Raw genomic sequence first — 25,697 nt, forward strand, 5'->3', positions numbered from 1 at the left:
TAAGCGTCATGGTCTCGCCGGTGCAGGCGGGGTCGCAAGACATGTTGGCGCTGATGCAGCGCATTACGGCGCTGGCGAAGGAGGGCCGCTATGGCGAGGCGGTCGGCTTTGCCAGGAAGCTCGTCGTTGAGGCCGAGAAAAGCACGGGGCGACAATCGCCCCTGACCGCGACCACGCTCGTCGTGCTGGGTCAGGCGCTCCAGACGAAAGGCGAGACCGCTGAGGCCGAAAGCGTGCTGAGGCGGGCCCTCGTCATTCGCGAGAAGAGCCTTGGTCCCAATCATCCCGATGTCGCAGCCGTGCTCGCTGCGCTGGGCCAGATCGAGCTCGGCCAGAACCGGCTCGGCGATGCCGAACGCGACATGTCGCGCGCGATCGCCATCGACGAGAGCGTGCTGGGCCCTGACCATCTCACCACGGCGCTGGCGCGGATGCAGCTCGGCAATCTCCGTCACCGCCAGTTGAAGGAGACCGAGGCGCTCGATCTGTTCAACCGTGCGCTCGTGGTTTTCAGGAAATCTCCGGGACAGGCTGACATCATGATCCCGGTGACCTTGAACAACATCGCGGAGGTGAACCGGGCGCAAGGGCGGTTGCAGCAGGCCGAGGCGAGTTTTGCCGAAGCGCTTGTGCTTCAGGAGAAGCAGCATGGGCCGGACAGCATCTATCTGACAGCGACCCTCAACAATCTCGGCGAGCTCCGCCGTGCGCAGGGACGGCTTCCGGAGGCCGAGCAATTGGCCCGGCGGACCTTGGCCATCAGGGAGAAGGCGCTCGGACCTGACCATCCAGATGTCGCCGCGAGCCTCAACAATCTGGCCCTGGTGTTCTCGCGCGAGGGCCGGGACGCCGAGGCCGAGGGGCTGCTGACCCGCGCGCTCGCGATTCAGGAGAAGGCCGTCGGGATAGCGCATCCGAACGTGGCGACGGCATTGAACAACCTTGCGGAGGCCTGGGCCCATCTCAATCGCAAACCGGAGGCGGAGCAGCTGTTCCGCAAGTCGCTGGCGATCCGCGAGAAGGCGCTCGGTCCGGCGCATCTGGATGTCGCGATCGCGCTCGACAATCTGGTGACGCTGATGAGCGAGGCCGATCGTTACGCCGAGGCCGAACCGTTCGCGCGCCGGTCGCTTGCGATACGCGAGGCTGCGGTCGGGCATTCTCACCCGCTGGTCGCCAACAGTCTCAACAATCTGGCCGTCATTCTGGACAGCACCGGCCGGCCGCAGGAGGCCGAGCCGCTGCTGAAGCGCGCGCTGGATATCCGCCTGCGCGCTCTCGGCGAGCAGCATCCGGATGTGGCCAACAGCTTTGCCAATCTCGGCGCCCATCATATCGATTTGAAGGATTGGCAGCAGGCCCGCGACGCCTTCGCACGCGCGGTCGCGATCCAGAACGGCCGCCGCGCCGCCGAGCAGGAGAGCCGCGGCGATGTGAAGGTCCATGACGAGACCAATCCCTATCCCGGACTGATCGTAGCCGCCTATAATCTCGCGAGCGCCAATGCGGGGCAGGCCGGCGCGTTGCGATCGCAGGCGTTCGAGGCGGCGCAATGGATCGGTGACGAGCAGGCTGCGCGGGCAATCGCCGGCATGTCGGCCCGCATCGCCGATGGCAGCGGGGATCTCGCCGCGCGCGTCCGCGAGCGGCAGGATCTCGCCGCGCAAGCTGTTGCGACCGACAAGATGCTCGTGGCGGCGATCTCGCAGGCGGATGCTGCGCGCAACCCGGCGGCGGAGCAGGCGCTTCGTGCCAGAGCCTCAACCATCGCAGGTCAAATCCGGGAATTGGATCGCACGATCGCTGCGCAGTTTCCGGACTACGCAGCGCTCGTCACCAAGGCGCCGATTGCAATCGAGGATGCCCAGAAGCAGCTTCGTCCCAACGAGGCGATGTTGCTGTTCACGACGACGTCGCGCGCCACCTTCGTCTGGACCGTGACGCGCTCGGACGTGCGCTGGCATTCGGCGGATCTCGGCGAAAAGCAACTCGATGAGGCCGTCGGCGCCTTGCGCTGCGGTCTGGATACGGATGCATGGCTGGACAAGGCGTCCACATGTCCGCAGAAGCTCGGCCGCAAGACCCCGCTTGGGGCGGACGAGCCATTGCCGTTCGACCAGGAGCGCGCCTTTGCGCTCTACCAGGCGCTGCTCGGGCCTGTCGCGCGCGACATCGACGGCAAGGAGCTGATCCTGGTGCCGTCAGGCCCGCTTGCGACGCTGCCCTTTCAGGTCTTGCTGACCGAGAAACCGGCTGCCGGCCAGGACCTCGCGAAGGCGCCCTGGCTGGTCAAGCGATTTGCCACCACAGTGCTGCCATCAGTCTCCAGCCTCAAGGCATTGCGGCAGGTCGCACGCAAGAGCGCGGCGTCGAGACCGTTTCTCGGCGTCGGCAATCCCATGCTCGACGGCGATGGCCGCAGCGATGTCGCGATGGCGCGTGCCAAGCTGGCGCGCCAGATCCAGACCTGCGCCGCCCTCCCGACGCAGGCGACCCAGGTCGCACAACGGAGCTTGCGCGCCGTGGACGCGCTGTCGGGCGGCACGGCAGACATCGTCCAGCTCAGGCGGCAGATGCCGCTGCCGGAAACTGCGCTCGAACTTTGCGCGGTGGCCAGCACCTTTGTGCCCGTCAAAGGCGACGTCGTCCTCGCCGGCGAGGCCTCCGAGACCAGGATGAAGGCGCTCGGCCAAAGCGGCGATCTCGCGAAATACCGCATCCTGCATTTTGCGACCCATGGCGCGCTTGCGGGGCAGGTGCGTGGATCGATCGAGCCGGGACTCATCCTCAGCCCGCCAGCGGCGCCGACGCCCACCGATGACGGCTATCTCTCGTCGTCGGAGATATCCGGCCTCAAGCTCGATGCCGATTGGGTGATCCTGTCGGCCTGCAACACCGCCGGAGGGCAGGCCGCCAATTCGGAGGCCTTCTCCGGTCTTGCGCGGGCGTTCTTCTATGCCGGCACGCGCGCGCTGCTGGTGTCGCACTGGGCGGTGAACTCGGACGCCGCGGTTGCCATCACCACCGGCACGATCGACGCGATGAAGACGCATCCCGATATTGGCCGCGCCGAGGCGCTGCGTCGCTCGCTCTCGGCACTGATCACCAAGGGCGGCGACAGCGCGCAGCCCGCAACTTGGGCGCCCTTCGTGCTGGTGGGGGCCGGCGCCATGTAGCCGACCAGCGCGCCGGCGCGTGCTGAACCGGGATGAGTGAAGCCGCGCCCGCGGCCGTTAACCAACCACCGCTTGCTCTTCCTGCACGACGAGCCCATGCTTGCCAGGTTGCTGGGCCCATCGGACAGGCCCAGTAGACCGCGTCATCGCGGCTTCCGCGGGGTCTTGACCCATGAACTGCTCTTGCTGCGGATCCGAGGTTCAGAGCGGCTTTGCTTTCTGCCCGAAGTGCGGCACGAAGCAGCCGAACGCGTGCCCCGGCTGCGGCTATGCTTGCGCTCCGGATTTCGCGTATTGCCCGAAATGCGGTGCCCTCGTCAGTGAGGCTCCCAAAGCCGGGGGACAGGCGCAGCCGAGCCGGCCGACAGCGCCGGTCAGAGCGTCGTCACCGCCGCTGGCGCCGGTGGTCGACCCTCACCAGGCATTTCGACCGCAGCCGGACAGGTTGGACAACGAAGCCAACCGCCGCACCATTACCGTGCTGTTTGCCGATCTCAGCGGCTTCACCGCGATGAGCGAGCGCCTCGACCCCGAGGTCATGCAGATGCTTCAGAACGAATTGTTCGAGGAGCTGACGGAAGCGGTGCAAGGCTTTGGCGGCTTCGTGGACAAATTCATCGGCGATGCGCTGCTGGCGCTGTTCGGCGCGCCAGCAGCGCACGAGGACGATCCGGAGCGGGCTGTCCGCGCTGCACTCGACATGATCAAGCGGACGGAGCAGCTCAGCGGGCGTGCGAAGGTCTACGCCGGCGCCCCGCTGCAGCTCCACATCGGCATCAATACCGGGCACGTGGTTGCGGGCGGACTGGGTGTCGGCGCTGCCAAGTCCTATTCGGTAACCGGCGACACGGTGAATACCGCGCAGCGATTGCAGTCGATGGCGCCGCCGGACGAAGTGCTGGTCGGGCCGTTGACCCACCGCCTGACGCGGCATGCGTTCTCGTATGAATCGCTCGGAGAGGTCTCGCTCAAGGGCAAGATGGGCAGTGTCCTGGTCCATCGTCTCAAGGGACCGCTCGACATGCCGCGTGCGGCGCGAGGCCTCGACACGCTGGGCCTCAGTGCGCCGCTGATCGGCCGCGACGCCGAGCTTGCCCGCATGATCGGCAGCCTCGATCGCGCGTGCGGCGGTGCGGCGCAACTGGTGCGGCTGGTCGGCGAAGCGGGTATCGGCAAAACGCGCCTGGTGAACGAATTCGTCGCCCGCATCCGCGATGAGGAGCGCTTCGCAGGTGTGGCGATCCGGCAGGCCGCCTGCTCGCCACTCGGCGAACAATCCTACGGCACGCTCGCCGCGGTCCTGCGCAGCGCCTATGGCATCGCGCAGAAGGCCAGCGCCGCGGCGGCTGAGGCCAGGCTGGCTGAGGCGCTGTCGGAGCTTGGCCTTGCGGCCGAAGAGGCAGAGCGGCTGATGCCGCTCTATGTGCATGTTCTTGGCCTCGGCGGCCCCGACGCCGCATTGCAGCACGTCGAGCCGGAGCAGCTTCGGCGGCAGATCTTTTTTGCGATCCGGACCGTTTTCGAACGGCGCCTGGCCTTGTCACCGCTTCTGATCATCGTCGAGGATCTGCATTGGGCCGACGCCGTCTCCCTTGAGGCGCTCCGGTTCCTGATGGATCGGCTGGAGCGCACGCGGTTGATGCTAATGTTTACGCATCGGCCAATGCTGGAGCTGGATCAGTTCGGTTCGGGTCGGATCAGCCACACGACCCTTCGATTGCTTCCGCTCGGTGACGCCGACGGACAGAACTTGCTGGCGGCTTATTTCAGTCACGGTTGGCGTGAGCCGCCGGGAAATCTGTTCAGTCGAATCCTGGAGCGCGCGAGCGGCAATCCGCTTTTCCTCGAGGAAATCATCCGGGGTCTCATCGAGGCCGGCGCCTTGGAGCGTGACGGCTCGCAGTGGCGGATAAAGTCGGATGAGGCCGCCGCCGACATCCCGGCAAGCATTCAGGCGCTGTTGCTGGCGCGGCTGGACCGGCTGCCGCATGAGGTGCGCCGGCTGGCCCAGGAGGCAGCGGTGATCGGCCCGCGCTTCGATGCGGCTCTGCTCGGTGCGACGGCAACCGCGCCGGCAAAGGTCGAAGTGGGCCTCGAACTTCTGTGCGACGCCGAGATTGTCGAGGAGGTTGCGGGCGCAAACTCGATCTCGCTGCGATCCTACCGTTTCACGCAGACCATGCTGCAGGACGTGATCTATCAAAACCTGCTGTTGCAGCGGCGGATCGAGCTCCATGGACGGATTGGTGCCGCGCTGGAGCGGCTCTATGGCAGCGAGCCCGAACGGCTCGAGGACCTCATCCTGCTCGGCCATCATTTCAGCCTGAGCGCGCACAAGTCGAAAGGCGCGTGCTATCTGCGCGCGGCCGGCGATCGTGCACGCGCGACCTATGCCAATGCCGATGCCATCCGTCTCTACCAGCAGGCCCTCGCCATGTTGTTGACCGGCGGCGAATGCGTGCCGGAGCGCCTGGTTCTATACGAGCGGATCGCGGACCTCTGCGCCGCGGCGGGCCGCCGCAACACGGCCGAGGAGCACTACCAGAGCGCACTGGAGGGGCACCGCGCCGCAGAGGACCGCATTGGCGAAGCGCGAATCCTTCGCAAGCTTGGCAGGTTGTTGTGGGACGCCGGCAAGCGGATCAACGCAGAGAGGCATTACGCCGAGGCGGCTGACCTGCTTGGAGGGACCGATGCGCCGATCGAACGGGCGCACCTCTTGCAGGAGCGCGGCCGTCTCGCGTTTCGCATGGGCGATCACGGGGCCGCCGCGACATGGGCGGACGAGGCGCTTGGCTACGCCCGATCCGTCCCGGCGGACGCGGACGAGCAAGCCGGACTCGAGGCGGCGCGCGCCATTGCCGAGGCTCTCAATACCAAGGCGGTTGCACTGGCACGGCTTGGACGACACCAGGATGCAGTGCGCGAAGTGGAGCAAAGTGTCGCGGCAGCCGAAGCCGCCGGCCTTCTCAATGTGGCCTGCCGCGGCTACACCAATCTCAGCGTGCTCTACACGATCGTTGACCCGGCGCAGGCCATGGAGGTTTGCCGGCGCGGACTGGACGTCGCGCATCGTATTGGCGATCTCGGGTTCCAGGCGCGTCTTCTCGCCAATTTTGCCGTTGCCTGTTGCACCTTCACGGACAAATGCACCGACGAAGGTGTGCCGGCTGCCGAAAAGGCAATCGAGATCGACCGCGCGCTCGATCAGCGCGAGCATCTCCCCGTGCCCCTGATCGTGCTCGGGCAAATCCATCAATGCCATTTCCGGCCCGATCAGGCCGCCCGCTGCTACAATGAGGCCATCAAGGTCGCGAGCGAAACCGGCGAGCCGCAGCAGCTTTTTCCGTGCTATGATGGTCTTGCGACGCTGAACCTTGATCGCGGCGACATGCCCGAGGCCGAGCGGTATTTCGCGCTGGCCGATGACGTCTGCACCAAGCACGGGCTTGATCCCGCCGGACTGATTGTACTGCCATTTCTTGACTAGGTCATGTGAAGGAGTTCAACCATGTCAGAACGTCATGTCGATGGACCGCTGCAACCGGGTGATCGCGCACCGAACATCGTGCTGGACGCCATCACCCGCGAAGGGAAGATCGCGCTCGAGGATTTTCGCGGGCAAAGTCCGATCTTGGTGGGCCTGTTTCGAGGCCTGCACTGCCCGTTCTGCCGCCGCCATATCGCGGCCCAGGCGCAGCTTGACGCGGCACTGCGCGACAAGGGCGTCGAAAGTCTGACGGTCGTCAATACGCCGATCGAGCGTGCTCGGCTCTACTTCCGTTATCACCCGTTGCCCAATCTGCTTGCCGCGTCCGATCCCGAGCGGATCTCGCACCGCGCGTTCGGCCTGCCCAATCTGGAATTCACCGAGAAGGAAACCGAGTGGCCGCGCAAGGTGGGCATGGATGTGGTCATGAGCATGCAAGTGGACATTCCCGGAGAATTGCCCGGGCCGATGAATCGTTTGGCGGCCGCCGAGCAGCTCAACAACAAGGATGGCTACGAGATGATGGAGGCCGATCAGCGCATGGCGGCAACCGGCCAGGGTCAGCTATTCGGCCAGTTCCTGCTCGATCGGGAAGGGGTCGTGCGCTGGGCCTTTACAGAAGTTCCGGAAGGCGGCCAGCGCATGTTCGGGATGCCGAGCCCGGGTGAGTTGATGTCGGCGGCCTCGCAGGTGGCGGGCTAGGCATCGTCGCGCGGTTGGCGTGGTGCCCCTGACCGCAGCAGGCACGAGCCGGTGCGCGCGAGGTGCTGCCGCCATTTTCCCGACCACGCCTGCGCATGACGAACGATTAATCCGGGCGCACTTAATCCGAGCGCACAATGACCGACATTCAGGAAAGGCTCCTCGAAAGCAAGATGACCGAGATCGAGCGGGCCCGATCCTGGAGCCCCCGCGTGATCTCCAAGTTCGAAACGCTCATCAGGAGCGGTGACGATCTATCGCTCTACCGCGTCAATCCGCTGGCATTCGCGCGCGACCGCGCCATTGCAGAGCCGGAAAGTATTGACCTGTTTCTCTATGCGACGAGAAGCGGGCTATTCGAGATGAGCTGGGACGTTGTTTGTCCCCAATCCGGCATGGTGCTCGATAGCTTCGGCGCTTTGCGCACGCTCAAGACGCACTATGTTTGTGGTTTGTGCGACGTCACTGGTGAAACCGATCTCGACGACTTCATAGAGGTCACGTTTACGGTATCGCCCCAGCTTCGGCGGCTTCCGTTTCATGATCCTGCCTCCCTCTCGGTCGAGGATTTCCATTGGAAGCTTCGATTTCTGAATGACGCGCGGATACCTGGCCAACAAATCCGATTTCTCGACTATTTGCATGCGTTCGTTCGCGGCCTTTCGTTCTTGCCGCCAGGCTCCGCCACGACCATTCGTTGCGAACTCGGTCTCGGCGCGCTGGCGGGGGTCAATATCCAAACCCAGGCTGCTTTCGCCGTCGCGGTGGCCGGCGAGCCGACAACCTCGCCGACAATCCTGCGAGTTGGATACGATGGGCAGCGCTTTTCCCCCTCGCTGGTCGCCGTGCCGCCCGGCCCCGTCATTGTCGAGGCGGAGAACCGCGGATCTACGCGAGGCTCCCTGCTTCTGATCAACTGGCCGCCTGAGGTTCTAGCTCAAGTGATCAAGCCGCCGCTTGATTTCGATCCCTACATGTCCGGCGGGATGTTGCTCGCGAGACAGACGTTTCGCCGCCTGTTCCGGTCAGAACGCGTGGACGAAAAGGAGGGCCTGGGTATTCGGCAGGTGACCCTGCTGTTCACGGATCTCAAAGGTTCGACCGCCATGTACGAACGGCTCGGCGATCTCAATGCCTATGCGCTGGTCCGCGAACATTTTGCTTTGCTCGGTGCGACCGTTCAGGAACATTCCGGGGCCATCGTCAAGACGATCGGCGATGCGGTCATGGCGGTCTTCTCCCGCCCGACGGATGCGATTTCGGCGGCGCTCCACATACTGGGGGAAATCGAGCGCTACAATTCAGACCACGGCGATCCGAGCATCATCCTGAAGATTGGAGCCCATTGCGGCCCCTCCATCGCAGTGACCCTGAACGACAATCTGGATTATTTCGGCCAGACCGTAAATGTTGCCGCGCGTGTCCAGTCGCTGGCGGACGCGGGCGAGATTTGTATCTCGGAGGCGCTGTATTCGGCGCCGGGAGTGAGCGATCTCCTTTCCGGGCATGCAATCGCAGTGTTTGAAGCTCCTCTTCGCGGCGTTGAAGGAAATGCCAGCGTGTATCGTGTCGTGCCCGGGTAGGACCCTTACGTCCCTTGCCGGGGCAGTTTCTCCGCGAGCGCGACTGCCATCGCCGAGATCAGCGGCCGCATGAAATAGGCGTCTTCCGCGGGCGAGACGTCCGTCCGCAGTCCATGCGCAGCAAGCTCGCCCGAAACCGCCGGGCCCACCGACGCAATCAGCGTCCGGTCGAAGCCGGCGCGCAGCTTCGCCTCGCTGCCATGCGCCTTCGCGGCCTCGATCAGGCGGCGGACCTGGCCGAGATTGGTGAGCGCGACGGCATCGATCCGCCCCGCGGCCATGTCGTCGATGGCGGTGACGATGTTGGCATCCGCTGCCTTGGAATCGTAGGCATAGGGCAGCACGGCATCGACCTCGGCGCCTTGCGCGGCAAGGGCGCCGATCAGCGCGCCATGGTCCTTGTCGGGATAGAGCTGAAGGCCAAGGCGCCGGCCCTTCAGGTCGAGCTTGCCCAGCATCTCGATCACGCCCTCGGTGGTCGGCTTCTCCGTGGTCTGCTGCGGTTCGAGACCGACCTCGCGCAACGCCTTGCCGGGCTTCGGGCCGCGGGTGAATTTTCGCGATCCGGCGAGCGCCGCGACAAACGCGCCGTCGAGCCCACGCGCCCACGCGAGCTTCATGATCCGCCGAAGGCCTTCGCCGGTCATCAGCACAAGGTCGTCAAGGGGCCTGTCGATGGCGCGGCGGATCCAGGCCTCGACCGGAGCAGGGTCCGGTGCATCCTGGATGGTAAACATCGGGCATTGCACGACCTCGGCGCCTTGCTCGGCCAGAAGCTTCGAGAACTGGGCCTCCTCGCGCGTTTCCAGGATCAGGATGCGGTAGCCGTTCAAGCGCTCGGCCATGGGCGTACTCCGGTTAGTCAAAGCAATCGTCCGTTCATCCTGACTCCGCGCTTCAGGTCGAAGCAAGTCTTGGGATTGGCGCAGGGGGACGTCGGTGATAGAGCAGGGCGCAAATCGCGGGTCGTTCCGCATCATTTGCCCAAACCTTCATCAAGAGCCAAGCCTGTTCATCAACATGCCCGATCATCAATATGTCCTGACCCTGTCCTGTCCGGATCGTCCCGGCATCGTCTCGGCCGTGTCGACGTTCCTCGCCCACAACGGACAGAACATTCTCGATGCTCAGCAGTTCGACGACATCGAGACCAAGAAGTTCTTCATGCGCGTGGTGTTCACCGCGGCCGATCTCGCCGTGGAACTGTCGGCGCTGCAGACCGGCTTTGCCGCGATCGCCGAGCGTTTCGGCATGGACTGGCAGATGCGCGACCGGGCTGCGCATCGCAAGGTGATGCTGCTGGTGTCGAAGTCGGACCACTGCCTGGTCGACATCCTCTATCGCTGGCGCACCGGCGAACTGCCGATGACGCTTGCTGCCATCGTCTCCAACCACCCGCGCGAGGTCTATGGTGGGCTCGATTTCGGCGGCATCCCGTTCCACCATCTGCCCGTGACCAAGGAGACCAAGCGCGAGCAGGAGGCGCAGATCCTCGACCTCGCCGCCAAGACCAAGACCGATCTCGTCGTGCTCGCCCGCTACATGCAGATCCTGTCGGATGATCTGTCGGCGCAGCTTTCGGGGCGCTGCATCAACATCCACCACTCGTTCCTGCCGGGCTTCAAGGGCGCCAAGCCCTATCACCAGGCCCATGAGCGCGGCGTCAAGCTGATCGGGGCTACCGCGCATTACGTCACGCGCGACCTCGACGAGGGCCCGATCATCGACCAGGACGTCGAGCGCATCAGCCATCGCGACACGCCGGAGGATCTGGTCCGCAAGGGCCGTGACATCGAGCGCCGCGTGCTGGCCCGCGCGATCCGCTACCATCTCGACGACCGCGTCATCCTCAACGGCCGCAAGACCGTGGTGTTCGTGGATTAGCGAATAGGGAGTGGCGACTAGCGAGTGGAAGCGGGAGAGCGCCTTATTCGCTACCCCCTATTCGCCATTTGCTTCCTTAACGCACCGCGCTGCCCGACGTCGCCCCCGTCGCGCCCTTCTGCGCCTGCTCTTCCTTCTCGCGATCCGCCGCCGGCAACAGCCGCTTGCGTTCGCGCTCCTTCATGTAGGCATCGTATTGCGGCGTGCCCGCTCGCGGCGGGGCGTCGGCCGGCAGCCCGCCGGCCCATTGCGGGACGTAGTCGCCCATGCCGGCGGAGAGTCTTTCGTTGACGGTGCCGCAGCCTGCAAGGTTGGAAGCCAGCAAGGCAACGACGGCAGCGATTGAAGGCAAACGGAAACGCATGAGCACCTTCTGGGTCGAGCTGGACCGGGCGCGGATGGCGGGACGCCCGATGGCGCCAGCGGCGCACTCTAGTCCTCAACAAGTAAAATTGGCTTATTCGGCGGCGAATTTGTTTGTATACATTAAGGTAAGATAATACGCTGTTTTTGGCATTGATCGCCTTTGCCAAGGTGATACGGTATACAATCCGTATTCACGTTTAAGGGGAGGGGATTGGGAATTCGATCCGGTGATGCCCGGCAAATGTTCGAATTCTGCAAAGCAGAGGCGGATTTCTCCAACCACGTCGCCGCCGGGCGTTCTTAGAGTGCAGCATCGGCCCGGAGGGCCGGCCAGCGCAGCGAAAGGCTTTCTTGTTGACATCGCCATTTTATTTGTACAATCGTACAAATGCCTCCCCCGCCGTCGATCCGATCGCGCGGCTTGCGCCGAATGGTCGCCCAACGTCCGATTGACAACGGGGTTGCAGAGGACGCCATGTGGCCGTGCGGCATGGCTTGTCCGTAGGTTAGAGCGCGGCAAGGACCGGGTACTCGGTCTGGCGCACAACAGGTCAGGAATGAAGGGGAGGGACATCGGATGTTCGTACGCAGAATTTTTTCACGCACCGTCGCAGCAGCCGCTATCGCGGGCGTTGCAGGCCTTGCGTCTGCCAAGGCCGAGGACAGCGTCAAGGTCGGCCTGATCCTGCCGATGACCGGCGGCCAGGCCTCGACCGGCAAGCAGATCGAGAACGCGATCAAGCTCTACATGCAGCAGAAGGGTGACACCGTCGCTGGCAAGAAGATCGAGATCATCCTCAAGGACGACGCGGCGATCCCGGACAAGACCAAGACTGCCGCGCAGGAGCTGATCGTCAACGACAAGGTCAATTTCATCGCCGGCTTCGGCGTGACGCCGGCTGCGCTCGCGGCCGCGCCGCTAGCGACGCAGGCCAAGATCCCGGAAGTCGTGATGGCGGCCGGCACCTCCATCATCACCGAGCGCTCGCCCTATATCGTGCGTACCAGCTTCACGCTGGCGCAGTCCTCGACCATCATCGGCGACTGGGCGGTGAAGAACGGCATCAAGAAGGTGGCGACGCTGACCTCGGACTACGCGCCGGGCAATGACGCGCTGAACTTCTTCAAGCAGAACTTTACAGCCGGCGGCGGCGAGGTGGTCGAAGAGGTCAAGACGCCGCTGCAAAACCCCGACTTCGCGCCGTTCCTGCAGCGCATGAAGGACGCCAAGCCCGACGCGATCTTCGTGTTCGTGCCGGCCGGCCAGGGCGGCAACTTCATGAAGCAATATGCCGAGCGCGGCCTCGACAAGGCCGGCATCAAGGTGATCGGGCCGGGCGACGTCACCGACGACGACCTGCTCAACAATATGGGCGACGCCGTGCTCGGCACGGTTACCGCGCATCTCTACTCCGCGGCGCACCCCTCGCAGATGAACAAGGATTTCGTCGCAGCCTACAAGAAGGCGTTCGGCAATCGTCCGGGCTTCATGGCGGTGAGCGGCTATGACGGCATCCACCTGATCTACGAGGCGCTCAAGAAGACGAATGGCGACACCGACGGCACTAAGCTGGTCGAGGCCATGAAGGGCCAGAAGTGGGAGAGCCCGCGCGGTCCGATCTCGATCGACCCCGAGACCCGCGACATCGTGCAGAACATCTACATCCGCAAGGTCGAGAAGGTCGACGGCGAGCTCTACAATGTCGAGTTCGCGACCTTCGAAGCCGTCAAGGATCTCGGCAAGACCAAGAAGTGACCCGCGAAAGCGGGGCATCTCGGGGCGCGCATTAGCGCGAACCCGGGATCTCACACCCCTTGCTCCGCGTCATGCCCGGGCTTGTTCCGGGCATCCACGCGAAGCCAGGAAAACAAAGTCCGGACAAGAATGTGGATGGCCGGGACAAGCCCGGCCATGACGATAACTCTAAGCTGAGACGATGACCTCTATCCTCACCAACCTGTTCGATGGCGTCGCCTACGGCATGCTGCTGTTCGTGCTCGCGTGCGGGCTCGCAGTCACGCTTGGATTGATGAACTTCGTCAATCTCGCCCATGGCGCCTTCGCCATGGCCGGCGGCTATATCTGCATGGTGCTGGTCAACCGGATGGGCTGGCCGTTCTTCGCAGCGCTCCCGCTCGCTTTCGTCTCCTCTGCCGCGATCGGCATCGCGCTCGAACGGACGCTGTACCGCCACCTCTATGCGCGCAGCCATCTCGATCAGGTGCTGTTCACCATCGGCCTGACCTTCATGTCGGTCGCCGCCGTCGATTACATCCAGGGGTCCTCGCGCGTCTTCATCAACCTGCCGGCGGCGCTTCAGGGGCAGTTCGACCTGTTCGGCGTCGGCATCGGCCGCTACCGGCTGATGATCATCGTGATATGCGGCCTGCTCACCATCGCGCTCCAGATGGTGCTGGCAAAGACCCGCTTCGGCAGCCGCTTGCGCGCCGCCGTCGACGACCCCCGCGCCGCGAGCGGCCTCGGCATCAACGTGCCGCAGGTGTTCGCCTTCACCTTTGCCTTCGGTTGCGGGCTCGCCGGTCTCGGCGGCGCGCTGAGTGCCGAAATCCTCGGCCTCGATCCGTATTTCCCGTTGAAGTTCATGATCTACTTCCTGATCGTGGTCACCGTCGGCGGCTCGTCCTCGATCACCGGCCCGTTCCTGGCCTCGCTCCTGCTCGGCATCGGCGACGTCGCCGGCAAATATTACGTGCCGAAGATGGGCCCGTTCGTGATCTACACCATGATGATCGTAATCCTGATCTGGCGTCCGAACGGCCTGTTCGGACGCACGGCCGCGCGTTGAGTTCGCCGATGAGCGCTTCCTCCGACGTCGGTTTTCACGCCCAGCGCCAGGCGCGCTGGCACTACGGCGAAGTCGCCTTCTGGCTGATCGTGCTGGCCTGCGGCTTTGCATTTCCCACGCGCTATCTGATCATGACCGATATCCTGCGGCTGGCGCTGTTTGCGATGTCGCTCGATCTCATCCTCGGCTATGCCGGCATCGTCTCGCTCGGGCATGCTGCCTTCTTCGGCGTCGGCGCCTATGCCGCGGGGCTTCTCGCGCTCCATGGTATCGTGAGCGAGCCCGTGCTGGCGCTGATCGTCGCTGGCCTCGCCGCGATGGTGCTCGGCTTTGCCACCAGCTTCCTGGTGATCCGCGGCGTTGACCTGACGCGCTTGATGGTGACGCTCGGCATCGCGCTGCTGCTGGAAGCGCTCGCCGAACGCTTCTCCAACATCACCGGCGGCACCGACGGCCTGCAGGGCATCGAGATGCAGCCGATCTTCGGCGCGATTCCGTTCGACATGTTCGGCAAGGCCGGCTTTTTCTATTCGCTCGCCGTCCTGTTCCTGCTCTTCCTGTTCGCCCGCCGCGTCGTGCACTCGCCGTTCGGCCTTTCGCTGCGCGCGATCAAGAACAATCCGCTGCGGGCCGCCGCGATCGGCATTCCCGTCAACCGCCGCCTGATCGCGATCTATACGCTCGCGGCGTTCTATGCCGGCGTCGCGGGCGCGCTGTTCACCCAGACCACGGCGATCGCCTCGCTCGATGTGTTTGCCTTCGAACGCTCCGCCGATCTGATGCTGGTGCTCGTCATCGGTGGGACCGGTTACCTCTATGGCGGACTGGTTGGCGCGGTGATCTTCCGCATGCTCCAGGAAGTGTTCTCCACCATCACCCCGCAATACTGGCAGTTCTGGATCGGCCTGGTGCTGGTCGTGATCGTGCTGGTCGGCCGTCAGCGCCTGCACCGCTGGGTGCTGTACCTGCCCAATCTGGTCATCAGGCAGATTGCGGGACGCAAGGCCGTCGTCGCCGTGCCGGAAAGCGACGCATGACCATCGTGCTCGAAACCCAAAATCTCGAAAAGCAGTTCGGCGGGCTGCGCGTCACCCGCGATCTGTCCTTGAAGATCGAGCAGGGCGCCCGCCACGCGCTGATCGGCCCGAACGGCGCCGGCAAGACCACGGTCATCAACCAGCTCACCGGCGTGCTCAAGCCGAATTCGGGCCGTATCCTGCTCGAGGGCCAGGACATCACCGATCTGCCCGTGCACAAGCGCGTGCTGCGTGGCCTCTCGCGCACCTTCCAGATCAACCAGCTTTATCCCGACCTGACTCCGCTCGAGACCATTGGCCTGGCCGTCTCCGAGCGCCTCGGCCATGGCGGCGACTGGTGGCGGCGGATGGGCACGCGCAGCGACGTCAACGGCGAGATCGCCGATCTGCTGGCGGGCTTCCATCTGCTCGACGTCATGAATGAGCAGACCGTGACGCTGCCCTACGGCAAGCAGCGCCTGCTCGAGATCGCGGTCGCGATCGCCGCCAAACCGCGCGTGCTGCTGCTCGATGAGCCCGCCGCCGGCGTGCCAGAGAGCGAGCGCCACGACATTCTCGCCGTGGTCGGCGCGCTGCCGCGCGACGTCACGGTGCTGCTGATCGAGCACGACATGGATCTCGTATTCTCCTTCGCCGACCGCATCTCCGTGCTGGTTTCGGGCGCGCTGCTCACCGAGGGCCCGCCCGAGCAGGTCGCGCGCGATCCGCAGGTCAAGGCCGTCTATCTCGGCGAGGAGGTGGTCAATGTCTGACCTGCTCGCGATCGAGGCTTTGCGCGCCGGCTATGGCGAGGCGGTGGTGCTGCCCAACATGTCCTTGCGCCTCGCCGAGGGCCAGGTGCTGGCGCTGCTGGGCCGCAACGGCACCGGCAAGACCACGCTGATCAATTCGATCGTCGGCGTCACCCGCCGCTTCTCAGGCAGCGTGGCGCTCGCCGGCACCGATGTCACTTCGCTCCGGCCCGACCAGCGCGCGCGCGCCGGCATCGGCTGGGTGCCGCAGGAGCGCAACATCTTTCGCTCGCTCACTGTGGAAGAGAACATGACCGCGGTGGCGCAGCCCGGTCCCTGGACGGTCGAGAAGGTCTACGAGATGTTTCCGCGGCTGAAGGAGCGGCGGAGCAATTTCGGCAACCAGCTCTCCGGCGGCGAGCAGCAGATGCTGGCGATCGGCCGGGCGCTCACCCTCAACCCGAAAGTGCTGCTGCTGGACGAGCCGACCGAGGGCCTTGCTCCCATCATCGTCGAGGAGCTCTTGAAGGCGATCGGCAGCATCACGCGGGCAGGCGGCATCTGCTCGATCATCGTCGAACAGAATGCCCAAAAGATTCTGGGGCTGGCCGACCGCGTTGTGATATTGGAGCGCGGAACGATCGTCCACGACGCTCCGAGCGCCGCGCTGAAAACCGACCCCTCGGTCCTGGAACGCCATCTCGGCGTCGCCGGGGCGGCGGCTCACTAAACTAAAATGTCCAGGGAGTAAGACATGCAGCGAACCAAAGCCCCCTTCCGCGCCGACGAGGTCGGCAGCCTCCTGCGTCCGGCCAAGATCAAGGAAGCCCGTAGCCGGCTCGAGAAGGGCGAGATCTCGGCCGACGATCTGCGCAAGATCGAGGACATGGAGATCGAGAAGGTCGTGCACAAGCAGGCCTCGATCGGGCTCAAGCTCGCGACCGACGGCGAGTTCCGCCGCTCCTGGTGGCATTTCGACTTCCTCGCCAAGCTCACCGGCTGCGAGCTGTTTCATCCCGACACCGGCATCCAGTTCGCAGGCGTGCAGACCCGGCACGACGCGGTGCGGGTGATCGACAAGCTCGACTTTCCCGACGACCACCCGATGCTGGACCACTTCCGCTTCCTGAAGAAGGTCGCCGACCAGGCCCACGTGGCCGCCAAGATGACGATACCTTCGCCGGCGGTGCTGCACTTCCGCGGCGGCCGCAAGTCGATTTCCAAGGACGTCTATCCCGATCTCGAGGCCTTCTACGAAGACCTCGGCAAGACCTACCGGAAAGCCGTCAAGGCTTTCTACGACGCCGGCTGCCGCTATCTCCAGTTCGACGACACCGTCTGGGCCTATCTCTGCTCGCAGGATGAACTGCAGAAGGCGCGCGAGCGCGGCGACAATCCGGACGGTCTCCAGCAGATCTATGCCCGCATCATCAACTACGCGCTGGCCGAGAAGCCCGCGGACATGGTGGTGACGACGCATGTCTGCCGCGGCAATTTCCGTTCGACCTGGATTTCTTCGGGCGGCTATGAGCCGGTTGCCGAGACCATGCTCGCCGGCACCAATTACGACGGCTATTTCCTCGAATATGACAGCGACCGCGCCGGCGGCTTCGAGCCGCTGCGCTTCCTGCCCAAGGGCAACAAGGTCGTCGTGGTCGGCGTCATCACCTCGAAGTTCGGCGAGCTCGAGAAGAAGGACGATATCAAGCGCCGTCTGGAAGAAGCCGCCAAGTTCGCCCCGCTGGAGCAGCTCGCGCTGTCGCCGCAATGCGGCTTTGCCTCGACGGAAGAGGGCAACGTCCTCTCCGAGGAAGAGCAGTGGGCGAAGCTGAGCCTTGCGGTCGAGATCGCGAAGGAAGTGTGGGGTAATTGAGCCTTTGTTGGTGTCCCGGACGCGCTGCAACGCCCTTGCGTTGCTGCGCAGAGCCGGGACCCATGCTGCTTGACTTGCTCTCAGGAGATATGGGCCCCGGCTCTGCAGCGCATCGCTGAAGAAGTGCTGCGCTGCGTCCGGAGCACGATAGCGTCTCACCTCTCCGCCAAGTAAACCTCACCCAGCAGCGAAGAATTCGACCACGGCACCTGTTTGCTCTTCGTGCTCGACACCACCTCCGCCCGCACCCGTGTCAGCATCTGCTGCACTTCCAGTCCCGGCGTGCCGAGATGGCGGGAGAGGGCGGCGGAGAACGGCGAGTTGGCGCCTTCGCCGTCGAGTGCGACCTGGCCCGGCGCGGTCGCGAATGCGATCAACGTGCCGGCCCCCAATGTAGCACCGGTGCCGAGACTCGTTGGTGCTGCGAGGCCCGAGGCGCCCTCGATGCCGCGATTGGCGCCGGCGGATGCGACCTGTTGCGCCATCGGATTATTGCGGCAGGCATCGAAGATCAAAATGTTGGTGCGAACCTGGTCGTCGAGGCCGGCCATGATCGTGTCCATGTCGATCATCGCCTCGGTCATGCCCGCGCCGGGCTTGAGCTCGGCGTCGACGGGAATGAGGTAGTTGCGACCGTCGACCTGCACGCCATGGCCGGCGTAATAGACCACCGCGACCTGCGCCCGCGCGGCCTCCCGCAAAAAGTCGCGCGTCATCTTCTGCATCGCGGCGCGGTCGAGATCGATACCTTCCGATACGGTGAAGCCGATCTCGCGCAGGCTCTTTGCGACCGCACGGGCATCGCTGGACGGGTTGGGTAGTGCCTTGACGTGTTGATAGGCGCCGTTGCCGATAATCAGCGCCATGCGCTTGCCGCGGCCGCTCGCGAGCGGAGGCGGCGAGGGCGCCGACGTTGCGGTCGCCTGCTGCTGTGACGGCGTGCTGGGCTGCTGCGCGATCGATGTCGGCGCGTCGCGCGGGACCGATGTGGGCGCTTCGGTGACGAGCGAGAGCCGCACCTTTGCGGTGGCCTGATTGGCCTTGCTGCTGGCGTCGGATGCAGTGATACCGAGCGTTGCCTTGTAGTCCTCGCGCGCGTGCGCGTAGTCGCCCTTGGCCTCATAGGCCAGCGCGCGATGGATGTAGCCCGAGATCAGGACGCTGTTCGGCGGCGTCATGATATTGACCGGCGGCTTTTCCTTGGCGAGCCGGATCGCCTCGCTGCCGTCGGCAATCGCGCGATCGAGGTCGCCCCTCGCGCGCCAGATCGCGGTGCGGTTGATCAGGGGCTGCGGCAGCGTCGGATCGAGCCGGATCGCCTGGTTGATATCGGCGAGCGCGCCGTCGTAATCGCCGAGCGCCTCCTTTGAGATGCCGCGGTTCTGGAACGAGAACGCGGATTTCGGATCGGACTTGATCACGGCGTCATAGTCGGCGATCGCCCTGGCGTAGTCGCCCTTGCCGCGCCAGGCGTTGCCGCGGTTGTGAAAGATGATGCCGCTGGGCGGGCCGAGCTTCAGCGCGTCGTCGAAGTCCGCGATCGCGATGTCGTACTCGCCCTTGTCGTAATAGGCCGATCCCCTGAGATTAAAGGCCGCCTGGCTCGGCTGCAGCCGGATCGCCTCGGTGACGTCGGCGATGACCTTGCTGTAATCCCCCTTCTTGTTCCAGCCGACCGCGCGCCAGAAATAGATCGTCGCGACCTGCTCGCCCCGAAACACCTTCAACCCGATGATCTTGGTGCAGGCGTCGATCATCTTGTCCGCCGGCGTCGTGTCGGTGGTGCAGAGCGGCCCGAGCTGATTGCGCGCCTGTGCGAAGGCGGGCGCAGACCAGAGCAGGGCGGCAAGCAGAGCGGGGATCAGCAGCAGGCGGCGCAAGCAGACCTCGGCGACAGGCGGATTTCGACGGTGGTTTCAGCCGTTTGGTCGCGCCGGCCTATGTCCCGGTTCACGCCCGGGCTTACCCAGGCAGCCGCGAAGTCACTTCCTTGGCTGCCGGGTCCGGATCTCCATCGATCCACGCGCCATCTGCACCTCAAACCGCGACAGGAAGCTCATGCCGAGGAGGCCGTCGATGCCTGGCCCATAACTCTTGTCGTCGCTGCTCTGAACCGCGATCGGCACGTTGGTCGCCTCGAGCTTGCCCAGCGCGACCTTGTCGGCTTTGGTGAGCTTAGCCTTGATCTGCCCGTTGGCGGTGTTCAGCGTGATCTCGCTCGCGCCGCCGTCCGCAATCTTGGCCTTGCTTGCGAAGGCCGACTTCACCGACACATAGCTTGCACCTGTGTCGAGCACGAACACCCCGCGGACGCCGTTGATCTCCGCCTTGGCGGTGACGACGCCTCTCTGTCCCTGCAATGGGAAGCTCTCCTTGCGAAGCTCGTTCGACGAGACGCAATTACCCTGTCGCTCATAGTCGGCGATGATCTTCTGGGTCTTGCTGGTGTCGCGCGTGGCGGGATCGAACGCAACCCAACGGTTGATCGGCGCTGTCGCCTCGCAGAACTGCTTCAAGGCGGCGTAGGCGTTGGCCATGCGCAGGAACACGCTGCTGGACACCATCTTCTTGTCGCCGGCGAAAAGCTCGATCGTGTCGGAGTAGTCGGTCAGCGCGCGGCGATAGTCGCCGGCACCATCCAGCGCCATGCCGCGCAGGTAGCGCGCGGTTTGGTCGGATGGGGCGCGCCTGACGTACTCGTCCGCCGCTTCGACGGCTTTCGGGTAGTCGGTCAGTCTTATGTAGATGCTGACTGCCTTGTTCAGTGCGGTCAGCGGCGCTCCGCAGTTCTTGACGAAATTGAAGAGTCCGTCAGCGGCCTGTCGCCGATAGCCGAGCTTGTCGAGCCACTGCGCAAGATCATCGATGGTCTTCTGGTCGCAGGGCTCGCGCTTGAGCTCTTCCAGCTTCAGCCAGACGGATGGGTCGCGCGCGGCGGCGACCGGGAGTGGCCCGATGCGCGCATAGACGGACTGGAAGACTTCGTCGGGATTGTCGGTCAGGTAGCCCGCGTGACCAATACCTGTGAGCGCAGTGAGCAATATCGCTGCAAGCCAAAACGACCTGAACATATCCAGCCCCGAACATCCTTGTCCGCCATGTATACCGATAAGTGTAGGCACGGCCAGACGCACGATCGGAGTGTCCCCATTCGGCGCAGCGCCGCCAATCAACAGCACGTGGAGCAATTCCAGGGTATTCCCTGAGTGGGCAGAATTTGTTAGAGGACAGTGCCCAACAGCTCTGCCCACCAAGTTCCCACCCATGAAAAACGACGAAATCCTGAGCCAGATCACGGAGTTCTGCCGCAAGGCGGACATGGCGGAATCGACGTTCGGCCGGCGCGCGGTGAACGATGGGAAGCTGGTGCATCGCCTGCGCGAGGGCAAGCGCATCACCATCGATACGCTGGACCGGATCCAGGCCTATATGGCGGCGTCCATGGCCGGCGGCGTGCCGCCGCCGCGCGGGCTTCAGGTGCCGCCCGAAAAGCGTGATCCACGCGGCAATTTCCGTTTCTTCGAGAACCGCCAGAAATACCTGCTGTTCGTTCACACCTGCAGCGAAAAGCGGGTGATCGCCGACAGGGTCGCGCTGGAGCTTTCATCCATCCATCCGCGCCCGCCGGCCCTGCGCGTGTTCGACGCCGGCGTCGGCGACGGCACGGTGCTGGCGCGGGTGTTGCGCGCGACGCACCAGCGCTACCCGCACATGCCGTTCTATGTCGCCGGCAAGGAGCTCAGCCTGGAGGACCTGCGCCTGACGCTGGAGAAGGTGCCGGATCGCATTTTCGAGCATCCGGCGTCGGTGTTCGTCTTCACCAATATGTTCTATTCGGAGGCGCCCTGGCTGACGCCGGCATCGCCTGCGGCGGCGGCGGCGACCGTCTGGCACGAGGTCCCGCTGCGGGGCGCCTCATCGGGCGAGTTCGAGCAGCAGATCGCGGAGCTTAGGCCGTTCCTCGAGCAGAACTGGCGTGCCGCGATCAGCCCACGCACCGCCATGCCGCTGTACGAGCGGCCGGTCGTCCTGGTGCTCTATCGCGAGGACCACAGGTTCTTGCTGGATTCGACCATTCCGCGGCCGGGCCAGACCGAAGCCAATTTCGACCTCGTCATCGCATCCCAGCCCTACCGCGCCCTGTCCTCGGTCAACTTCCGGGCCAAGCGGATCATCGCCCCCCTGGCGCGGGCGCTTCGGCCGGGAGGCCGTCTGATCGGAATCCACTCCCATGGCCAGGATCCGGGCATGGAAATGATCCAGGCGATCTGGCCCGGAGAAAATCCTTTCGCTGTGAGCCGTCATGAGCTATTGCGCGCCGTTAAGTACGAACTTGGTTCGTTGGGCCGCGACTTAAATTTTAATGCATATGCGGATAACCGCTCGATCTTCAGGTATGATATGGAAGCGCTGCCCAACGAGGTAACCGGGACGATCGGAACCTCGACGGCCTTTGCAGCGTGGAATGCGGCGGTGTATGTCGCTCAGATTGAGGACGACCGGTTGACAGAAATGACTCAAAACGGCCGCACTCTGGATGCCGCCAGGGACGTGCTGCGGAAGTACAATGGGCTCTGGTTTCTCGACGAATCCTACGTCATCTCGCGCCGGCGTGATTGACATCATCCACAGGTAAACATCGCAAACGCCCGCCGGTTCAGCGGCGGAACAAGGGGTTACTGATGCGCGCGTCCTATCTCTTCACCAGCGAGTCCGTGTCCGAGGGCCATCCGGACAAGGTGTGCGACCGGATCTCCGACGAGATCGTCGATCTGTTCTACCGCGAAGGGCCGAAGGCCGGCATCGACCCCTGGCAGATCCGCGCCGCCTGCGAAACGCTCGCGACCACCAACAAGGTGGTGATCGCCGGTGAGACCCGCGGTCCGAAGTCGGTGACCAACGAGCAGATCGAGGGCGTCGTCCGCGGCGCGATCAAGGACATCGGCTACGAGCAGGAAGGCTTCCACTGGAAGACCTGCGACATCGAGATTCTCTTGCATCCGCAGTCGGCCGACATCGCCCAGGGCGTCGATGCGCTGCAGCCGGGCGAAGTCAAGGAAGAGGGCGCGGGCGACCAGGGCATCATGTTCGGTTACGCCACCAACGAGACGCCCGATCTGATGCCGGCGCCGATCTTCTACGCCCACAAGATCCTGCGCCTGATCTCCGAAGCCCGTCACTCCGGCAAGGAGAAGGTGCTCGGTCCGGACTCCAAGAGCCAGGTCACCGTGCAGTACGAGAACGGCAAGCCGGTCGGCGTGCGCGAGATCGTGGTCTCGCATCAGCATCTGGTCGAGGACATCTCGTCCAAGCAGATCCGCGACATCGTCGAGCCCTATGTGCGCGAGGCGCTGCCGAAGGACTGGATCACGCCGAAGACGATCTGGCACATCAACCCGACCGGCAAGTTCTACATCGGCGGTCCGGACGGTGACTCCGGCCTGACCGGCCGCAAGATCATCGTCGACACCTATGGTGGCGCGGCCCCGCATGGCGGCGGCGCGTTCTCCGGCAAGGATCCGACCAAGGTCGACCGCTCGGCGGCTTATGCTGCGCGCTACGTCGCCAAGAACATCGTTGCCGCCGGCCTTGCCGACCGCTGCACGCTGCAGCTCGCCTACGCGATCGGCGTGGCCCGTCCGCTGTCGATCTACATCGACACCCACGGCACCGGTAAGGTGCCGGAGGAGCAGCTCGAGAAGGCGGCGGCGCAGGCGATGGATCTGACGCCCCGCGGCATCCGCAGCCATCTCGACCTCAACCGCCCGATCTACGCGCGCACCTCGGCCTACGGCCATTTCGGCCGCACGCCTGACAACGAGGGCGGTTTCTCCTGGGAGAAGACCGATCTCGTCGAGCAGCTCAAGCGCGCGCTCTGATCCACTTGCGTCATTCCGGGGCGCCGCAACAGCGGCGAGCCCGGAATCTCGAAATGCTTGATTCCGGGTTCGCTCGTTTCGCGAGCGGTCCGGAATGACGAGCCAAACAAACAGGAACCTCCAATGAACGCGAAGCCCGGCTTCACCGATTACATCGTCAAGGACATTTCGCTCGCCGATTTCGGCCGCAAGGAGCTCTCGCTCGCCGAGACCGAGATGCCCGGCCTGATGGCCACCCGCGAAGAGTACGGCCCGAAGCAGCCGCTGAAGGGCGCCCGCATCGCCGGCTCCTTGCACATGACGATCCAGACCGGCGTGCTGATCGAGACGCTGGCAGCCCTCGGCGCCGACATTCGCTGGGTCTCCTGCAACATCTATTCGACGCAGGACCACGCTGCCGCCGCGATCGCGGCCGCCGGCATCCCCGTCTTCGCCGTCAAGGGCGAGACGCTGACCGAGTACTGGGACTACACCGCAAAACTGTTCGACTGGCACGGCGGCGGTCACCCGAACATGATCCTCGATGACGGCGGCGACGCCACCATGTACGTCCATCTCGGTCTGCGCGCCGAGAACGGCGACGCTGCGTTCCTGGACAAGCCGGGTTCGGAAGAAGAGGAAGTCTTCTTCGCGCTGCTGAAGAAGCAGCTCAAGGAAAAGCCCAAGGGCTACTTCGCCGAGATCGCCAAGAGCATCAAGGGCGTGTCCGAAGAGACCACCACCGGCGTGCATCGTCTCTATGACATGCAGAAGGCCGGCACGCTGCTGTGGCCCGCCATCAACGTCAACGACAGCGTCACCAAGTCGAAGTTCGACAATCTCTATGGCTGCCGTGAATCGCTGGTCGACGGCATCCGCCGCGGCACCGACGTGATGATGTCGGGCAAGGTCGCGATGGTCGCCGGCTTCGGCGACGTCGGCAAGGGTTCGGCGGCCTCGCTGCGTCAGGCCGGTTGCCGCGTCATGGTATCGGAAATCGATCCGATCTGCGCGCTGCAGGCCGCGATGGAAGGCTACGAAGTCGTGACCATGGAAGACGCCGCGCCCCGCGCCGACATCTTCGTCACCGCGACCGGCAACAAGGACATCATCACCATCGAACACATGCGCGCGATGAAGGATCGCGCCATCGTCTGCAACATCGGTCACTTCGACAACGAGATCCAGATCGCGGGTCTGCGTAACCTGAAGTGGACCAACATCAAGCCGCAGGTCGACGAGATCGAATTCCCCGACAAGCATCGCATCATCATGCTGTCGGAAGGCCGCCTCGTGAACCTCGGCAACGCGATGGGCCATCCGTCGTTCGTGATGTCGGCCTCCTTCACCAACCAGACGCTGGCGCAGATCGAGCTGTTCGCCAACAACAAGGACGGCAAGTACAAGAAGGAAGTCTACGTGCTGCCGAAGTCGCTCGACGAGAAGGTCGCGCGCCTGCACCTCGCCAAGATCGGCGTCAAGCTCACCGAGCTGCGCAAGGACCAGGCCGACTACATCGGCGTCAAGCAGGAAGGTCCGTACAAGTCGGACCACTACCGCTACTGATCCGCACGCAGTTGCGACACAAAGGCCCCGGCGTGATCCGGGGCCTTTTTTTGTTGGGCCTTCCTGTGGTACGCTTTCAGGTAGAGCCGAAACAAGCCTGCCACACCGGAGCGGGCGGCCGCTTTTTCCTACGTTCATTGTCAAAATGCATATGGAGGGAATGCGATGTCCAGCGAAGCCAACGTTCAGCTTCTGAAGGAAGCCTATCGCGAGTGGAGCGAGAGCAAGGGCAAGAACGTCGACTATTGGTTCGACCATGTCATTGGCCCGCAAATCAAATTCGATTCGATTCCGCAGGGAGCTGCGGCGGTGCCTTTTGCCAAGCGTTATGACGATCGCAATGCGCTGCGCAGCTATTTCGACGGCCTGCTGGCCGACTGGAGCATGCAGTACTATACGATGAACGAATTCGTCGCGCAGGGCGACACCGTCTTCGCGCGCGGCGAATGCGCGTGGACGAACAAGAAGACCAACAAGGTCGCGAAGACACCGAAGGTCGACTACTGGCGCTTCAAGGACGGCAAGGTGGTCGAATTCCACGAGTATTTCGACACCGCCACAGTGTACGGCGCCACCGTCCCGTGATGTTGCAATTCGGTGCGGCGCTGCCCATGCTATGACGAG

At 64.1% G+C, this 25,697-nt stretch carries 19 protein-coding genes; 15 read left to right on the plus strand and 4 right to left on the minus strand.

Annotated features, from left to right (window positions below):
- Positions 1 to 41: 41 nt before the first annotated feature.
- From GGD67_RS28920 to GGD67_RS28935, 4 genes are all read left to right on the plus strand, one after another.
- On the plus strand, positions 42 to 3,176 hold the full coding sequence (locus tag GGD67_RS28920) for a CHAT domain-containing tetratricopeptide repeat protein (RefSeq protein ID WP_179737682.1): 3,135 nt from the start codon (positions 42 to 44) through the stop codon (positions 3,174 to 3,176).
- Positions 3,177 to 3,348: 172 nt separating this feature from the next.
- Positions 3,349 to 6,666 carry an adenylate/guanylate cyclase domain-containing protein gene (locus GGD67_RS28925; RefSeq protein WP_179737684.1) on the plus strand — a complete coding sequence of 1,106 codons (3,318 nt, stop codon included), beginning with the start codon at positions 3,349 to 3,351 and terminating at the stop codon, positions 6,664 to 6,666.
- 21 nt (positions 6,667 to 6,687) lie between these two features.
- Positions 6,688 to 7,368, plus strand: coding sequence for a redoxin domain-containing protein (locus GGD67_RS28930; RefSeq protein ID WP_018317421.1), 681 nt, complete (start codon positions 6,688 to 6,690; stop codon positions 7,366 to 7,368).
- Positions 7,369 to 7,505: 137 nt separating this feature from the next.
- The gene (locus tag GGD67_RS28935) at positions 7,506 to 8,951 is read left to right on the plus strand and encodes an adenylate/guanylate cyclase domain-containing protein (protein ID WP_179737686.1); all 1,446 of its coding nucleotides are present in this window, start codon (positions 7,506 to 7,508) and stop codon (positions 8,949 to 8,951) included.
- A gap of 5 nt (positions 8,952 to 8,956) precedes the next feature.
- On the opposite strand, the gene GGD67_RS28940 is transcribed toward GGD67_RS28935, so the two are convergent.
- Positions 8,957 to 9,796: a uroporphyrinogen-III synthase gene (locus GGD67_RS28940; protein ID WP_018317419.1), complete on the minus strand. Its 840-nt coding sequence runs from the start codon at positions 9,794 to 9,796 to the stop codon at positions 8,957 to 8,959.
- 175 nt (positions 9,797 to 9,971) lie between these two features.
- Here GGD67_RS28940 and purU point away from each other — a divergent pair, with 175 nt between their 5' ends.
- Positions 9,972 to 10,835: a formyltetrahydrofolate deformylase gene (gene purU / locus GGD67_RS28945; RefSeq protein WP_026201846.1), complete on the plus strand. Its 864-nt coding sequence runs from the start codon at positions 9,972 to 9,974 to the stop codon at positions 10,833 to 10,835.
- Positions 10,836 to 10,911: 76 nt separating this feature from the next.
- Here purU and GGD67_RS28950 read toward each other — a convergent pair whose 3' ends face one another.
- Positions 10,912 to 11,199, minus strand: a complete 288-nt coding sequence (locus tag GGD67_RS28950) for a hypothetical protein (RefSeq protein WP_179737688.1) — start codon at positions 11,197 to 11,199, stop codon at positions 10,912 to 10,914.
- Between the two features lie 579 nt (positions 11,200 to 11,778).
- Between GGD67_RS28950 and GGD67_RS28955 the strand changes: the two genes are divergently transcribed.
- The 6 genes from GGD67_RS28955 (at position 11,779) to GGD67_RS28980 (ending at position 17,649) form a co-directional block, all read left to right on the plus strand.
- Complete coding sequence (locus GGD67_RS28955; protein ID WP_179737690.1) at positions 11,779 to 12,957, plus strand: ABC transporter substrate-binding protein; 1,179 nt, start codon at positions 11,779 to 11,781, stop codon at positions 12,955 to 12,957.
- Between the two features lie 181 nt (positions 12,958 to 13,138).
- Entirely contained in the window at positions 13,139 to 14,008 is an 870-nt protein-coding gene (locus GGD67_RS28960) for a branched-chain amino acid ABC transporter permease (RefSeq protein WP_018317415.1), read from the plus strand.
- 8 nt (positions 14,009 to 14,016) lie between these two features.
- Entirely contained in the window at positions 14,017 to 15,045 is a 1,029-nt protein-coding gene (locus GGD67_RS28965) for a branched-chain amino acid ABC transporter permease (RefSeq protein WP_018317414.1), read from the plus strand.
- Entirely contained in the window at positions 15,042 to 15,797 is a 756-nt protein-coding gene (locus GGD67_RS28970; protein ID WP_179737693.1) for an ABC transporter ATP-binding protein, read from the plus strand. The genes GGD67_RS28965 and GGD67_RS28970 overlap by 4 nt, the downstream gene beginning before the upstream one ends.
- Entirely contained in the window at positions 15,790 to 16,506 is a 717-nt protein-coding gene (locus GGD67_RS28975) for an ABC transporter ATP-binding protein (RefSeq protein WP_092261064.1), read from the plus strand. The genes GGD67_RS28970 and GGD67_RS28975 overlap by 8 nt, the downstream gene beginning before the upstream one ends.
- A gap of 24 nt (positions 16,507 to 16,530) precedes the next feature.
- Positions 16,531 to 17,649, plus strand: coding sequence for a cobalamin-independent methionine synthase II family protein (locus GGD67_RS28980; RefSeq protein WP_018317411.1), 1,119 nt, complete (start codon positions 16,531 to 16,533; stop codon positions 17,647 to 17,649).
- A 155-nt stretch (positions 17,650 to 17,804) separates the two neighbouring features.
- Here the strand turns inward: GGD67_RS28980 and GGD67_RS28985 are convergent, their stop codons facing one another.
- On the minus strand, positions 17,805 to 19,529 hold the full coding sequence (locus GGD67_RS28985; RefSeq protein ID WP_179737695.1) for a caspase family protein: 1,725 nt from the start codon (positions 19,527 to 19,529) through the stop codon (positions 17,805 to 17,807).
- A 102-nt stretch (positions 19,530 to 19,631) separates the two neighbouring features.
- Positions 19,632 to 20,969 carry a TIGR02281 family clan AA aspartic protease gene (locus GGD67_RS28990; protein ID WP_246790876.1) on the minus strand — a complete coding sequence of 446 codons (1,338 nt, stop codon included), beginning with the start codon at positions 20,967 to 20,969 and terminating at the stop codon, positions 19,632 to 19,634.
- On the opposite strand from GGD67_RS28990, the gene GGD67_RS28995 reads away from it, so the two are divergent.
- The 4 genes from GGD67_RS28995 (at position 20,914) to GGD67_RS29010 (ending at position 25,658) form a co-directional block, all read left to right on the plus strand.
- Positions 20,914 to 22,269 carry a hypothetical protein gene (locus tag GGD67_RS28995; protein WP_018317408.1) on the plus strand — a complete coding sequence of 452 codons (1,356 nt, stop codon included), beginning with the start codon at positions 20,914 to 20,916 and terminating at the stop codon, positions 22,267 to 22,269. The genes GGD67_RS28990 and GGD67_RS28995 overlap by 56 nt on opposite strands.
- Positions 22,270 to 22,331: 62 nt before the next feature.
- Positions 22,332 to 23,528: a methionine adenosyltransferase gene (gene metK / locus GGD67_RS29000; RefSeq protein ID WP_018317407.1), complete on the plus strand. Its 1,197-nt coding sequence runs from the start codon at positions 22,332 to 22,334 to the stop codon at positions 23,526 to 23,528.
- A 123-nt stretch (positions 23,529 to 23,651) separates the two neighbouring features.
- Positions 23,652 to 25,073, plus strand: coding sequence for an adenosylhomocysteinase (gene ahcY, locus GGD67_RS29005; RefSeq protein ID WP_092261070.1), 1,422 nt, complete (start codon positions 23,652 to 23,654; stop codon positions 25,071 to 25,073).
- 165 nt (positions 25,074 to 25,238) lie between these two features.
- Positions 25,239 to 25,658, plus strand: coding sequence for a nuclear transport factor 2 family protein (locus tag GGD67_RS29010; RefSeq protein WP_018317405.1), 420 nt, complete (start codon positions 25,239 to 25,241; stop codon positions 25,656 to 25,658).
- Positions 25,659 to 25,697 lie beyond the last annotated feature (39 nt).

Origin of the sequence: Bradyrhizobium sp. IAR9, from assembly GCF_013408065.1 — a bacterium.
Lineage (GTDB): Bacteria > Pseudomonadota > Alphaproteobacteria > Rhizobiales > Xanthobacteraceae > Bradyrhizobium.